The 14711-nt window shown below is 60.1% G+C and carries 13 protein-coding genes; 7 read left to right on the forward strand and 6 right to left on the reverse strand.

Annotation, left to right across the window (positions count from 1 at the left end):
* The first annotated feature begins 27 nt into the window (after positions 1-27).
* Entirely contained in the window at positions 28-1080 is a 1053-nt protein-coding gene (locus JSS95_17940) for a purine nucleoside permease (GenBank protein MBS1801697.1), read from the forward strand.
* A gap of 5 nt (positions 1081-1085) precedes the next feature.
* Here the strand turns inward: JSS95_17940 and JSS95_17945 are convergent, their stop codons facing one another.
* The 4 genes from JSS95_17945 to JSS95_17960 form a co-directional block, all read right to left on the reverse strand.
* Positions 1086-1553, reverse strand: a complete 468-nt coding sequence (locus JSS95_17945) for a DUF1440 domain-containing protein (protein ID MBS1801698.1) — start codon at positions 1551-1553, stop codon at positions 1086-1088.
* A gap of 90 nt (positions 1554-1643) precedes the next feature.
* Complete coding sequence (locus JSS95_17950; protein ID MBS1801699.1) at positions 1644-3161, reverse strand: sodium:solute symporter; 1518 nt, start codon at positions 3159-3161, stop codon at positions 1644-1646.
* A gap of 134 nt (positions 3162-3295) precedes the next feature.
* Positions 3296-3847 (reverse strand): hypothetical protein, encoded by a 552-nt coding sequence (locus JSS95_17955; protein ID MBS1801700.1) that lies wholly within the window; start codon positions 3845-3847, stop codon positions 3296-3298.
* Between the two features lie 85 nt (positions 3848-3932).
* On the reverse strand, positions 3933-4727 hold the full coding sequence (locus JSS95_17960) for an enoyl-CoA hydratase/isomerase family protein (GenBank protein MBS1801701.1): 795 nt from the start codon (positions 4725-4727) through the stop codon (positions 3933-3935).
* A 77-nt stretch (positions 4728-4804) separates the two neighbouring features.
* On the opposite strand from JSS95_17960, the gene JSS95_17965 reads away from it, so the two are divergent.
* Complete coding sequence (locus JSS95_17965; GenBank protein ID MBS1801702.1) at positions 4805-5692, forward strand: 6,7-dimethyl-8-ribityllumazine synthase; 888 nt, start codon at positions 4805-4807, stop codon at positions 5690-5692.
* Complete coding sequence (nusB, locus tag JSS95_17970; GenBank protein MBS1801703.1) at positions 5692-6114, forward strand: transcription antitermination factor NusB; 423 nt, start codon at positions 5692-5694, stop codon at positions 6112-6114. The genes JSS95_17965 and nusB overlap by 1 nt, the downstream gene beginning before the upstream one ends.
* Before the next feature lie 72 nt (positions 6115-6186).
* On the opposite strand, the gene JSS95_17975 is transcribed toward nusB, so the two are convergent.
* Both JSS95_17975 and JSS95_17980 read right to left on the reverse strand, forming a co-directional pair.
* Positions 6187-8574, reverse strand: a complete 2388-nt coding sequence (locus tag JSS95_17975) for a hypothetical protein (protein ID MBS1801704.1) — start codon at positions 8572-8574, stop codon at positions 6187-6189.
* A gap of 224 nt (positions 8575-8798) precedes the next feature.
* A complete protein-coding gene (locus tag JSS95_17980; GenBank protein ID MBS1801705.1) occupies positions 8799-10871 on the reverse strand; it encodes a S9 family peptidase in 2073 nt (690 codons plus the stop codon).
* 580 nt (positions 10872-11451) lie between these two features.
* On the opposite strand from JSS95_17980, the gene JSS95_17985 reads away from it, so the two are divergent.
* The 4 genes from JSS95_17985 to JSS95_18000 form a co-directional block, all read left to right on the forward strand.
* Positions 11452-11835 (forward strand): 30S ribosomal protein S12, encoded by a 384-nt coding sequence (locus tag JSS95_17985; GenBank protein MBS1801706.1) that lies wholly within the window; start codon positions 11452-11454, stop codon positions 11833-11835.
* A gap of 71 nt (positions 11836-11906) precedes the next feature.
* On the forward strand, positions 11907-12377 hold the full coding sequence (rpsG, locus tag JSS95_17990; GenBank protein MBS1801707.1) for a 30S ribosomal protein S7: 471 nt from the start codon (positions 11907-11909) through the stop codon (positions 12375-12377).
* 78 nt (positions 12378-12455) lie between these two features.
* Positions 12456-14543 carry an elongation factor G gene (gene fusA / locus JSS95_17995; GenBank protein MBS1801708.1) on the forward strand — a complete coding sequence of 696 codons (2088 nt, stop codon included), beginning with the start codon at positions 12456-12458 and terminating at the stop codon, positions 14541-14543.
* 55 nt (positions 14544-14598) lie between these two features.
* A partial coding sequence (locus JSS95_18000) for a hypothetical protein (protein MBS1801709.1) occupies positions 14599-14711 on the forward strand: 113 nt, incomplete at its 3' end.

Below are 14711 nucleotides of genomic sequence, written 5' to 3' on the forward strand. Positions count from 1 at the left end.
GATGCGAGCAAGCTGCGATAATCAGCTATGCGCCTCCTTACTGGTTCTGTCCTGCTGCTTGCGGCTTCATGTCTCTTCGCCCAAACTGCGCCAAAGCCGATTGAAATCAAGGTCGTAGTCGTCAACATGTTCGAGGTTGGCAACGATACCGGCGACGCACCCGGGGAGTATCAATACTGGGTAGAGCGTGAGCATCTGGACACAGTGCTGCCGTTTCCCGAGGGGTATCACGATCTCCGGATGAACAAGGACGGCGTGCTTGGTGTGCTGACAGGCGTCGGTACGGCGCGCGCGGCAGCGACGATGATGGCACTAGGCCGCGATCCTCGCTTCGACCTGACTCATGCGTACTTCGTTGTCGCCGGCATTGCGGGTATCGATCCGGCGGTAGGTTCGTTGGGATCTGCCGTATGGGCCGACTACGTCGTCGATGGCGACCTGGCGCACGAGATCGACGCCCGTGAGATTCCTAAGGACTGGCCGACGGGATATGTTCCGCTGGGGAAGTCGACGCCGTATGAGCAGCCGCGTGCAGCACGTTTTGGCGACGATGGAATCGTCTATCACCTGAACCCCGCGCTGGTGAACTGGGCGTTCGCATTGACGAAGGACATCAAGCTGGAAGACACGCCGGGCATGGCGGAACGGCGTCAGCAGTTTGAAGGCGAGGCAGCGCGACGGCCTCCGTTTGTGATGGTGGGCGGCAATCTGTCGGCGTCGACGTTCTGGCACGGCAAGCTGATGAACCAGTGGGCGCACGATTGGGTGAAGTATCAGACCGATGGCAAGAGCACGTATGCGGTCTGCGGGATGGAAGATACCGGAACAATGCAGTCGCTGACGTGGCTGGCGAAGGCCGGCAAGGTCGACATCAGGCGAGTGCTGGTACTGCGGACGGCATCGAATTACGACCAGCAACGGCCGGGCAAGACAGCGGCGGAGAGTCTTGCGGAGACGAAGATCAGCCAGTACAGCGCCTACATGCCGTCGCTCGACTCCGCGTATCGCGTAGGGCATGTTGTGGTGGACGATCTGGTTGCAAACTGGGCAAAGACGCGCGACACGATTCCTTCACGCTGAAGCGGCTACTCGATCAGCCTGCGGACGACGCGCCTCACTGTTTCGGTGACCACACCAAAGACGACAAAGGAGACCAGTTCGCTGGTGTGCTCGCGCTTTGTTTGAGGCTCGGCTTTTGTAAAGCGGCCGAGGATTGGCATTGTCCGGTCCTGGTTGAGCGCGATCAGGGCCATGCCAAAGCTTGCACCCTGCTTCGACGTTGCCGCTGGATAAATCTCAGCGACCGCGCCATACGCCGCTCCCGCGGCGGCTCCCAGGCTGAAATGCAGCGTCTGTTGCGCTGCGCTTCTTTCCTTGAGCGTGAGACCCTTACCAGGGTCTTTGCGTGGAGTGAGGGTTGGAGGCAACGATTGGCGTTTGGATCGTGGAGGGTACATCCTCTGGGCTGCGTTCTTGGCAGCAATAGCGACGATGCCGCCGATCAATCCGGCGACTGCGCCCTTGGCGAAGGACCTCTTTCTCGGTTTGCTCACGCGGGTCACCTCAAGAATGCGGTACAGGTTTTGTAAGATGCGATATTAGTGGCCGAGGCTGCGTGGAGCAGCGATGAAGCCAGGAAGAGTTTAGCCGATGTAGACTGATGCGTCGGTCGTATCTTCTCCTCCGCCAAATCCGATTGCACGGAAGACAACGGTCAGCGCGCCCGCAATCGCGAAGTTCAGCAGGAGCGCGGGCACTGCGGCATACATGGCCCAGGTGCCTCCCAGCCACGCCGGCAGGTGCAGGGGATAGACCGAGCTCTTCAAGCTGAGCGAGGCGGCCATTGCCGTTCCCGATGCCATTCCCGCAGCCCATCCCACGACAAGCGCCCACGGATGAAACCAGCGCGTGAAGACGCCGACAACGACCGATGGAACCATCTGGCATATCCATATACCGCCGAGCAACTGCATCTCGATGGCGTAGGGGGTCGGAAGCCAGAGCACGAAGGCCAACGCGCCAAACTTGATCACCAGCGAGACGAGCTTTGCCATGTTCGATTCCTGATGGGGAAGCATCTTCCTGCTGCTGAAAAGGCCGTAGACGTTGCGGGTGAAGAGGTTCGATGCTGCGATAGACATGATGGCCGCGGGGACGAGAGCGCCTATGGCGACGGCGGCGAGGCAAAACCCTGCAAACCACTCCGGAAACGATTGGAGGAAGAGCAACGGTACCGCGGAGCTGGTGTCACCCTTGACATCGATTCCGGCGGCCAGTGCAAGGTATCCCAGCAGCGCGACGAGGCCGAGCAGAAAGCTGTAGGCCGGCATCATGGCAGCGTTGCGGCGAACGACGTTCGGGCTCTGCGCCGAGAGCACTGCCGTGGCCGTGTGCGGATAGAGCATCAGCGCCAGCGCAGAGCCGAAGGCCAGTGTGGAGTAGCCGAGGAACTGTCCCGGCCTGAGGTTGATGGTCGCCGCTGGAGTATGCGTGGCCAGCGCCTGGTTGGCGACGTGAAAGACATGCGCGTAGCCGCCGAGCTTGATCGGGATAACGACGATCGCCGCGATCACCATGATGTAAAGCATCACATCCTTGACGATCGCGATGACCGCCGGAGCGCGAAGGCCGCTCGAGTAGGTGTAAGCAGCGAGGATAATAAAGGCGGCTGCCAGGGGCCATTCGCCATGCAGGCCCATCGAGGAGAGGACCACACGCATGCCCACGAGTTGTAGCGCGATGTACGGCATCAGTGCCAGGATTCCCGTCAATGCGATGGCCAGCGTCAGCCAGCGATTGCCATAGCGCCCGCCGATGAAGTCGGCGAAGGTGACATAGCCATGCCGATGGCAGACGCGCCAGAGCCGCGGCAGCACCAGCAACATGTACGGATAAGTGATGATGGCGTAAGGCAGCGCAAAGAAGCCCATGGCGCCCGCGCCGTAAAGAGCGGCAGGCACGGCGATGACAGTGTAAGCAGTGTACAGGTCGCCGCCAACGAGGAACCAGGTAACCCATGTGCCGAAGCTCCGGCCGGCCAGCCCCCACTCCTCAAGTGATGCAATACCTTCTTTAGGTCTTCGCCAACGCGCCGCCCAGAAGCCCGCCAGGGTGACAAGAAGGAAGAAGAGGCAGAATACGGCCAGCGCAACGGTATGCAATCACAGGCTCCCAAGTGGATTGAAACCAATGGTACAGGGGATAGGGAGCAGGGAACAGGGGATAGAAACTAAGAGACAGGGAATAAAGAGTGTGCGCGATTGCACAGCTGCTTTCTACTCCCTACCCCTTGCATCTATAGCCCGCGGCTGCTGTCGTTCCACTCATATACGACGACGCCCAGATCGCCGAGGGTCTTGATGACGGACTCGACATTGCGGCGTACCTCAGCGCGCGCGCTGACGGGAACCTCGTGGGCTTCTTCAACAGCCACAACGCGGCCATAGGGCCACGCGCTTTCAGGAATGGCGTTGAGCGCAGCCGGAAGATCGGCGACTCGAACGTCGAGGTTGCGCCGCCGCGCGCCTACGGGACGCAGCAGACCACCCTGCCCAAGCGGGCTGGTGTTGGCGTCGGCGATAAGAACGTGCAGCGTGACCATGCTGCCCTGCACGGTCAGGTAAGGGTTCTCCCATGTGTTGAGGTTGCGCACCGCCATGTAGCGGGTCTTCGAGGGAGGAGGTATCAATTCCAGTTGCTGCCGCGCCGATTCGAGCGCCTGTTGTTGCGCCTGGCTGAGTGTGGCCGAGGGGGCGTTCACTGAAGAAGTGGTCCGGTTGCAGCCGGAGAAACCGAGAGCGCAGGAGAGGACGATCGCGAGACAGAACCGTCCGGCAGGAGTGTGCATATTGATTCAAGGATATCAAGACTCCCGGCTAAAATCGTCTGCTTTCCGTGGGGCCTTGTGCCGATTGTCTCGAAGCAAAGGCCATTTAGCGGCCAGTCCATGCCGGGGGGCGCTTCTCCAGAAAGGCCGTCGTCCCTTCGGCTTTGTCGGCGGTGCCGCAGAGCCTGCCGAAGATTCCCGTCTCGACGTTGAGCGCAGCGTCGAGACTGCGGCCCGCGCCTTTGTAAACCGCCTCGATACAACCGGCTACGGCAAGTGGGGCCACAGCGGTGATGGCGCGGGCCAGTTCATGTCCGCGCTCCAGCAGCCGGTCGCCGGCGACGACCTCGTCGACCAGACCCAGGCGCAGGGCCTCGCTGGCTGCAATCATCTCGCCGGTTAGCATCAGTTTGAGAGCGCCTGATTGCCCGACGAGGCGCGGAAGCCGTTGTGTCCCTCCATAGCCGGGGACGAGGCCCAGCTTGACCTCGGGCTGGCCGAGCTTCGCGGTCTCTGCCGCAAGGCGCATGGTGCAGGACATCGCCAACTCACATCCGCCGCCCAGCGCAAATCCATTAATCAGGGCGATGACAGGCTTGCCGCAGGTCTCGATCTTGCGAAAGATAGCGTTTCCGCTCCGGGAGAGGGCGCGGCCGGTAACGCGGTTGGTCGTCGTCAGTTCGCCGATGTCGGCACCGGCGGCAAAAGCCTTCTCGCCAGCGCCGGTGAGGAGGATAACGCGAACGGCATCGTGCTTCGCAAGCATGGTGAAGAGCTCGCGCAGGGCCCCGAAGACCTGTTCGTTGAGCGCGTTCAGTACGCGAGGACGGTTGATGGTAACGGTTGCGATCTGGTCCCGTACCTCGCAAAGGACGACCTCGACCTTCTGCGTCTCTTCCATGAATCTTCTCCCCAGGGTGGTACTGCCTTCTATCTGATGCACACGACAGTCAGAACGATGACGATACAATCGTACCTATGATCAAGGGAATGACGCTGGTCCGCGAAATTGGCTCTGCGGACGCATTCGACCGTCTGAACAGCCTGTTGCTGTCGCTTGGGTTCGAACAGGGAAAGGGCTGGGACGATGGGACCGGCCGTGGAACCGCGCTGCTGGCTCCGCTGGGAAATCTTGAGCTTATGACGGGACGCCCGCCTGCTGTGCCGTCGATTCTGATTGAGGTCAACGGTCTCGACGCGATCCACTCAGCCGTGCACACGTGGATGCTGGCGAACTTTCGCAGTGAAGAGGTGGAGTCGCTGCTGGGGCCACCGGAGCTGACGCACTGGAACAGCAGGCTGTTTACGGTGAAGCTCCCCGACGGCACCGCCGAGGGCCTGAAGCTGGGCTTCTGGCAGTCGGAGAACCCGCTCCACGGCAAACCGGCGGCGATCGAGGGCGATCTCTCAGCGGCGGGGATGCGGTTCGGGATTGTGACGGCGCGGTGGAACGCCGTGATTACCGACCGGCTGCTGCAGGGAGCGCTCGATGCCATCTACCGCAGCGGTGGCGCAAAGGCCGATGTTGAGATTGTCCGCGTTCCCGGTGCGTGGGAGGTTCCCTCCGTCGCGCGAACGCTGGCAGAGACCAAGCGCTTTGATGCAATTGTGACGCTGGCCTGCCTGATTCGCGGCGAAACAGCGCACTATGAGGCGATCTACAACGAGGTCGCGCGAGGGATCGGGCAGTCGCAGCAGGACACGGGCGTACCTCATGCCTTCGGCGTGCTGACCTGCGAGACACTCGAGCAGGCGCTGGACCGCGCCGGCATCAAGGCGGGCAACAAGGGATTTGAGGCTGCGATTGCAGCCATCGAGATGGTCTCAATCCAGCGCAAGATCAAGAAGGAAGAGGGCGGGAAGTAATGGGAACACGGAGAAAATCCCGCGAATTGGCGATGCAGATGCTCTTTCAGGGAGACCTGGGCAAACAGACGCCAGAGCAGGTGGACAAACTCTTCTGGGCTTCGCGCGACGACGTCGACGACGATACGCGCGCCTTTGCCGAAGACATCTACCGCGTTGCGACGACGCGGCAGCCGGAGATCGACAAGCTGATCGAGGCGCACGCGCAGAACTGGCGGCTGGAGCGCATGGCCGTCGTCGATCGCAACCTGATTCGCGCTGCGGTGGCGGAGATGCTCGGCAGTCCGAACACCCCGGCGGCGATCATCATCAACGAGTCGCTGGAGGTGGCGCGGCGGTATGCGGCGCCGGAGTCGGTGCAGTTCCTCAATGGCGTTCTGGACGCCATCGCCCGCGACCTGATGAAGCAGCGCCTGGGGTGATCTCTTGCTGGAACTAAGAGAAAGGCCCTCTCCGTGAGAGGGCCTTTCTTATGCGAGAGCCCGTCAGACTACTTACGAAGTCGCCTTGCGTGCGTGTTGGACGATCAGATTGGGCGTGACAAAGACCGCTGGGTTGTCCGTGCCGTTGATGTAGAGCGGCAACTTCGGGTTGATCGACCTGGTTGCGTCGTCGGTCAGCGTCGAGCGATTGATCAGGTGGACCTGGTTGTCGCCCGAGGTGCCGATATAGACGGTCGTGTTGTCGGAGCTGATGGCTCCTGCAACCGGGGCTGTTGCGCCGCCGGTCAAAGTCACCTGCGTCAATGTGCCCGTCGCAGGGGCGTAAGCGGGAAGCGATCCTGAACCGATGTAGGTAATGAATGCAGCGCCCGAATCAGACGTTGGCAGGACGCCTGTGATGGCAGTTGCCGTCACGCCAAGGGGAAGCGAGTTTTGGGCGGCGCGATGATTCGTAAAGTACGTCGGAGCGACTGTCGTGGGGCAGGCAGCGATGGGAAGTCCGCCAGCGTTGAAGACGAGGTCGACGATGGAAGGGCCGCCCGCCGTCGTTGCGCCGAGGATGTGCAGGCCATCGTTGGTCGCGGCCACGCGGTCGGTTGCTACAGTGGCTGTATCAGCCAACGGATAGTACTGGTTGGTGATCGAGGTTGTGTTCGGCGGTGTGCCCACAATCGTCGTGCTGGCGCAGTAGCTGCGTGCGGTCGTTGCCGCGCCGGCAAGATAGGCTCCCACTCCCGGTACGGTAATGGCAACGTCGGAGGCCGATGCGCCCAGAGTGATCTGGTTCCAGCCCGTGAATCTCGAATACACCAGAAGCTGGTTGTTGGGAGTTACGTTCCCGCTCGTGTCCGCGGTCCCCATCGTGATGTAGGCCGTCTGGTCGTCCTGTGTGAACTGCGCGTGCGTGGCGACGCCGCCATAGGTCGAGGTGACTGATCCGGACGACGCATACAGGTAGGTGAGTTGCTTGCGAGGGTCGGTGATGATGAGCGATGTCCCATCGGGTGAGATCGCCAGCACCTGTCCGGCGATGGCCGCGTCCTCGCGCGTCAGGCTGTTGGTCGTGGCGTTGAAGACCATGATCTCGGTGGGCGTTCCCATGTAGATCGTCGAACCGTCGTTGGACAGCACCATCGAGTTTGGCGCGTAAGGCAGGCGCACCGGAGCGCTCGCTGTAAGGTTCGTGAAGTCGACCGGATAGATGTAGCGCGACTGCGTGCTTCCAACCCAGAGCAGCGTGCTGTTGGTTCCCGGCGTCGTCACCTTGACCGGGTTGGAGGCAATGGGCTTTCCATTGCCGAACAGGCCCACCTGGTTGATTGGCGAAGGATTGCAGTTGGGCGGCTGGCAGACGGCCGTGATCGAGGCCGCGCCGGGGAAGTTGGGAGTCACGATTCCAGTCGAGGCCACCGGGATCGTAATTGGCGTCGTTGATACAAAGTCGAGCGCAAGGCCGGTAAGGACCTTGCCGTTGATGTCGGTAGCGACTGCCGACAGCGGTTGGGGAGTATTCTGGTTGACCACAACGGCCTTGTTGTTGCCGCCTACCGTGTTTGGTACGGTAAGCGCGATGTTTACAGGCGGGCAGGTGGAGAAGAAGCCAGCCGAAGATCCTGCCTGCGTCAGGTTCGCGCTGATGACGGTCGATCCCGGCTGCTGGGCTGTTGCGACGCCGTTCTCGTCGATCGTGACGATGGAGTTGGTCTGCGCGGCAAAGGAGAGGTGGCCGACCTGGCAGGTAATGCTCTTCCCGTTGACATCGTAGGCGCGAGCTACAAGCTGCGCCGTATTGCCCTGCGAGACGCAGGCATTGCCGACGTAAGGATCTGCCGTAACCGTCGCCTGCTTCGAGATCTGGCAGCAGTTGGAGGACTGGCCGGCGGCATCGGCAGCAGCGTCGCTGGCCGCACAGGCCAAGGACGGCGTTGGGGTGCCGAGGACGACACTGGCGACCTTGGGGTGAATGAAGATCGGCAGCGGATTGCTGTTGGCGCCCGCGCCCGAGGCCACTACGTAAACCTGGCCGGAGTTCCCCGTCTCGTTGCAGGTTGTGTAGTCGGGAATGCCGCCGCCGGTGTTGCGGTTCCATGTGCCGGCGCAGAGCCTGCCTGCACTGGCGCCGGACGGCACAACATCGGCGATATTCAAGGTCGCGTTGCCGTTTGCGTCGAAGACGCCATAGGTAAACGAGTTGACCGTGACGCTGTTGCCTTTGCAGTCTGTCGCGGCGGGTGCGGCAACCTGGCCGATCTGGCCCTGGTTCAGCGATATGCCGTAGATCCTGGGCAGCAGCGTGATGTTCGTAACCTGGCCGACAATGGGGCCCGTGTCGCCGCCGTTGCAGAAGACGACAGGAGTCTTCTTCGAGCAGCCTGAGATAGAGACGCCGAATGGAAGAGTGAAAAGAAGCAGTACTGCTAGAGTGACAAACCGACGCATTGAACCTCCCCGTTCAACCGGAACGCTAGCTGAACGGTTTCACCGCATACGCTGAATTCCCGAGGCTTCAGTGTATAAAGCCAAAGTCTCCGAGGCAAATGCTGGAGCTGTGATTTTGACGCGCCTTCCAGTTCTACGTCGTCATGGGTCTCTTTTGTTGTCATTCCGTAGCGGAGCGGAGAGCTTGCCCTGAGGTGAAGCCGAATGGGGATCTGCTTTTCCACTCACTTCGCCGGCATCTCGCCCTCAAACCAGTTCAGCGCGCGCTCCAGCACATCGCGGCGATGTTCGGGCGAGCGAAAGGCATGGCCTTCGTTCGGATAGACGACCAACTGCGTCTTGACGCCCTGCGCACGTAGCGCATGCCAGAACTCGAAGCTCTGCGGCGCCGGGCACTCGCCGTCGCGGTCGCCAACTACCACCAGCGTCGGCGTCTTCACGTTCTTGATGTATTCGATCGCCGAGCTCTTCGCGTAGACGGCTGGATCGTCGTAGACACTGGCACCAAAGAAGGGAATCATCCACTGGTCGATGGAGTTCTCCCCGTAGTAGCTCTTCCAGTTGCTAATTCCGGCTCCTGCGACTGCTGCATGGAACCGCGTCGTCTGCGTTACGGCAAACATTGTCATAAACCCGCCATAGCTCCAGCCGGTCAGTCCCTCGCGGGTCTTGTCGATGGGAAGGCGCGCTTCGATGGTGTCCATGCCCGCGGTAATGTCACGCAGGTCGCCGTAACCGAAATCTTTGATGTTGGCCTGCGTAAACTTCTCACCCTGCCCATAGCTTCCCCGCGGGTTCGGCATAAAGACGAAGTAGCCGAGCGCGGAGAAGGGAACTCCGCCATAGCCGACACCCGGCCAGCGCGGAGAGACAGCGGACGATGGGCCGCCGTGAACGCTGACAATCAGCGGATATTTTTTGCTCGGATCGTAGTTCGCCGGATAGAGCAGCCATCCCTGGACGTGAAAGCCTTCGTTCGTCCATTCGACGTTTTCAGTCTTACCCCAAAGCGGCTTGAGCGAGTCGTTGAGGTGGGTGATCTGTTTGAGGTGCGTGTCCCGACCTGCCCACACCTCTGGCGCGCGTTCAAAGGAGCTGCGAATGATGGCGATGTCGCTGTTCCTCGCAGTCGACACACTCATTACTGAAGCCCCCGAGCCGATCGACTCCGGGAAGGTCACATCCACCCCTGTGTTTTTTCCCGTCTTCAGATCGAAGTCTGTGAGGTGGCTGGAACCGCCAACGTGCTCCGAGATCGCAAGCTTGTTGTCGTCGATCCACGTAAAGTAAGCAGGTGTTGCCTTGCGTTCCGGAGTCAGGTTCTTTGGTTCGCCGCCAGTAGCGGGAACCACCCAGATATCGCCGCCGGTCGATCCTTGATCGCTCATAAGGCCGCCGATAAAGGCGATTTGTTTGCCGTCAGGCGAGAAGCGGGGAAGAGCGATCTGCAGGCCGTGCAGCGGGCCTGGAGTTGTTGCGGGATCGAGAACCTGATACTCGCGGAGTCCTCCTCCGTTACTCAGGCAAATTCCATCAGAGCAATGGGAGAAATCTATTATCTCCGCTGTGTATAGCCGCGCAACCCACCAGTTGTTTTCACCAGGTGCAGGCGCTCCAATGAAAGCGATTCGTTTGGAATCGGGAGCCCATGAGAATTCATATACATGCATCTTCTGTGTAGGGGGAACAAACCATTTGCCACGTTCACTTGTTACATCTATTCGATAGACGCCTTGTATCTCTACTCCATCCTCACCAATCACTCCATTCCACGGCTTCATCGCAGCCAAAGCGCCCGCAGCACGTGTCGCGTTCTCAACGAACAAAAACGCAATCGTCTTCCCATCCGGTGACCATGCCGGGGATGTAATTGCTCCGGTCAGATGCGTAAGCTGCTTTGACTGCCCTGTCTTCTTTGACCAAAGAAAGACCTGTCCCTGCCCCTTCGTCTCCGCCCCACACGTCGACAGATAAGCGAGCGAATCTCCATCCGGCGACCACGTCGGCGATGCGCTGCTGCATGGCGCGGTCGAGCCAGTCTCAAGCGCTTTATCCGCTCCGCTCGCGAGATCGGTGAGATGAATCTCGTCTCCTCTGCTTCCACGCACCGACCACGCAACGGTCTTGCCATCGGAAGAGATCGCCGCCGTCGTCGGCGTGCGGGTCTTTCCTAAATGCTCAAGCAATTGCCCTATACGTGGGTTGCCCGAGGGGCGCGCCACCTCCTGAGAGAAGGCGGAGGCGGCGATAGCGCAGAAAAAGAGGGCAGTGGTGATTCGGCGGCGGGCGAATGTCATAGCTGTAAGGCTAAAACATTGCCGGACAGCACGATTTTTCGCCACTCATTCAAGGAAAAATTGACTCTAAAAATAAAAATTGCTATTTTTATATAGTTCCGTAAGTATCTGGACTGGGTTGTAGCGACAGCGAGACCCGGTGGGCAGAGAAAAGCCCGGCAAATTACAAGGATTCTCAACCTTCAATCGGCTGAGAATCGCAAACTTGCTCTATACTGGATACAAGTGAAAGAGAACCGCAGGGCAACCTGAGCAATCAGGAAGCGAAAGTCTGCGGCCCATCGAATCGAGCCTGCGACACCCTCCACCTTGGATGGGCTATGCGGGCCGGAACAGCGAAACGGAGTTGGGCGGGTTGGAGCGGCAGCGTTCCAGAGACCCACAAGACTCAGCCACCGTCGACTGTTTTCGTCTGGTTGTACAGGGTTTGTACCAGGTTTCACAGACGCGAAGCAGGGTTGAACTTCGCTAAGGGGCGCGTGATGCGTCCTCGGTTTTGCGCGTGTAGCGGCAAAAGCGAAGCTCAACATCCTTCTGCGCGCCTGACAAAAGTTAGGTTTAGCAATACCAAGGAGTTCGAGTGCCTACGTTTCATCAGCTCGTCAAGCAGGGCCGCACGCCCACCCGTTATAAGACCGCCTCGCCCGCTCTGCAAGGTTCGCCCCAGCGCCGTGGCGTCTGCACCCGCGTCTACACCCAGACGCCGAAGAAGCCGAACTCGGCGCTCCGCAAGGTTGCCCGCGTCCGCCTGACCAACGGCATCGAAGTCACGACCTACATTCCGGGCATCGGCCACAACCTGCAGGAGCACTCGATCGTGCTCATCCGCGGCGGCCGTGTGAAGGACCTGCCGGGCGTCCGTTATCACGTGGTGCGTGGCACGCTCGACTCGGTCGGCGTGGCCAACCGCAAGCAGAGCCGCTCGAAGTACGGCGCGAAGCGTCCGAAGGCTGCTGCTAAATAAAAACGAAGTTTTAGCGACCAAGCCCAGTTCGTGAGAAGTCACCGCGCTGGGGGAAGAAGAGAGAAGAAGGAATGCCGAGAAAAGGTTATATCGCGAAGCGTGAAGTTGCGGCCGACCCGGTCTATGGATCGACACTGGTGACGAAGTTCGTCAACTCGATGATGTGGGGCGGCAAGAAGTCGACCGCGCAGGGAATCTTCTACGAGTCGATGAAGAACCTCGAGGCCAAGGGCGGCGACGAGGCGTTGAAGCTCTTCAAGAAGGCTGTCGAGAATGTGAAGCCGCTTCTGGAAGTCAAGAGCCGCCGCGTTGGCGGTGCGAACTACCAGGTGCCGATCGAGGTTAATCCCGAACGCCGCACCTCGCTGGCGATCCGCTGGCTCGTGACCTACGGTCGTGCCCGCGGAGAGAAGGGCATGGTTGAGAAGCTGACCGCAGAGCTGCTGGATGCGGCGAATGGTCGTGGCGCGGCGATGAAGAAGAAGGAAGACGTTCATCGTATGGCCGAGGCGAACAAGGCTTTTGCGCACTATCGCTGGTAATCGCGCCTTCGCTGAAGTTTGGATTTTAGTTGCAACGTAGTTTGAACCGCGGGTACTCCCGCAGATGAGAGACGGATCGTGGCACGCACTACACCTCTGAATCGTTGCCGGAACATCGGAATCATGGCGCACATCGACGCCGGCAAGACGACGACGACCGAGCGCATCCTCTTCTATACGGGCATTACGCACCGTATCGGCGAGGTGCACGAGGGCACTGCCACCATGGACTGGATGGAGCAGGAGCAGGAACGCGGCATCACGATCACCTCGGCAGCGACGACCTGCACCTGGAAGAATCACCGCATCAACATCATCGACACTCCCGGCCACGTGGACTTCACGGCCGAGGTGGAGCGCTCGCTCCGCGTGCTCGATGGCGCGGTCGCCTGCTTCGACGCGGTTGCCGGTGTGCAGCCTCAGTCGGAGACGGTGTGGCGTCAGGCTACCAAGTACAAGGTCCCCCGTATCTGCTTCATCAATAAGATGGACAAGGCCGGCGCCGACGCTGTTTATGCGACGTCGACGATCGTCGACCGCCTTGGCGCACGCGCTGTGCCGATCAATATCCAGATTGGTGCAGAGTCGAAGTTTGCCGGCGTGGTCGACCTGGTCATCATGAAGGCCATCCTTTGGCACGACGAGACGATGGGTGCGGAATACTCGATCGAAGACATCCCTGCGGATCTGGTTGAGAAGGCCACCGAGGCCCGCCACTTCCTGATCGAGGCAGTCTCCGAGCACGACGACGAGCTGATGCACCTCTACCTCGAAGGCCAGGAGCCCACGGTCGAGCAGCTCAAGGCCGGTATCCGTAAGGCAACCATCGGAATGCACATCTTCCCGGTGCTCTGCGGCTCCTCGTTCAAGAACAAGGGCGTGCAGACGCTGCTCGATGCTGTGGTCGACTATCTGCCCAGCCCGATCGACATTCCTGCGATTGTTGGTTCCAATCCGGACAACATGGAAGAGAAGATCACCCGTAAGACCGATGACAACGAGCCCTTCGCAGCGCTTGGTTTCAAGATCATGACCGACCCGTTCGTCGGCCAGTTGATCTTTATTCGCGTCTACTCGGGCGCGTTGAAGACTGGCGACTCGGTTCTGAACCCGCGCACGGGCAAGACCGAGCGCATTGGCCGCCTGCTGAAGATGCACGCCAATAAGCGCGAAGAGATCACTGAGATTCTTGCGGGCGACATCTGCGCCGCTGTTGGTCTGAAGAACCTGATCACCGGCGACACGATCTGCACGGAGAAGGCCCCGGTTGTTCTGGAGTCGATCGACTTCCCGGCGCCGGTTATCGAGCTCGCGGTTGAGCCGAAGACCAAGGCCGATCAGGAGAAGATGGGCATGGCCCTGGCCAAGCTCGCGCAGGAAGATCCTACCTTCCGCGTGCATACCGATCCCGATTCGGGCCAGACCATCATCGCCGGTATGGGCGAGCTTCACCTCGAGATCATCGTCGATCGCATGATGCGCGAATACAAGGTCGAGGCCAATGTCGGTAAGCCGCAGGTGGCCTATCGCGAGACGATCCGCTCGAACGCAGAGGCCGAGGGCAAGTACATTCGCCAGACCGGCGGTTCGGGTAACTACGGTCATGCGAAGATCCGCATCTCGCCCAACGAACCGGGCAAGGGTTACGAGTTCTCGAACGACATCAAGGGCGGCGTGATTCCGAAGGAATACATCAAGCCGATCGACCAGGGCATTCAGGACGCGATGACTCGCGGCGTGCTTGCCGGCTACGAGATGGTCGACATCAAGGTCTCGCTGTACGACGGAAGCTACCACGATGTCGACTCGAACGAAATGGCGTTCAAGATCGCCGGTTCGATGGCCTTCAAGGAAGCGGCAAGGAAGGCGAAGCCCGTTCTGCTTGAGCCGGTGATGGATGTCGAAGTGACCGTCCCCGAGGAATACATGGGAACGATCATCGGCGACCTGAACTCGCGTCGCGGCCGTATTGAGGGCATGGAGATGGTCGGCGGAACCCAGGCGATCAAGGCGACGGTGCCGTTGTCGACGATGTTTGGCTATGCGACACACATGCGTTCGTCGACGCAGGGACGCGCGAATTATTCGATGCAGTTCAAGCAGTATGAAGAGGCGCCGAAGTCGGTCTCGGAAGAGATCATCGCCAAGGTGCAGGGCAAGGAATAGTTAGTCATCGGCTAACGCAGTTTTTTGAAGAAGTTCAAGGTATACGGAGAGAGCAATGGCGAAGGAAAAATTTGACCGGTCCAAGCCGCACGTGAACATCGGAACGATTGGTCACATTGACCACGGCAAGACGACGTTGACGGCGGCGATCACGAAGGTATTGTCGAA

This window comes from Acidobacteriota bacterium (genome assembly GCA_018268895.1).
Lineage (GTDB): Bacteria > Acidobacteriota > Terriglobia > Terriglobales > Acidobacteriaceae > Edaphobacter.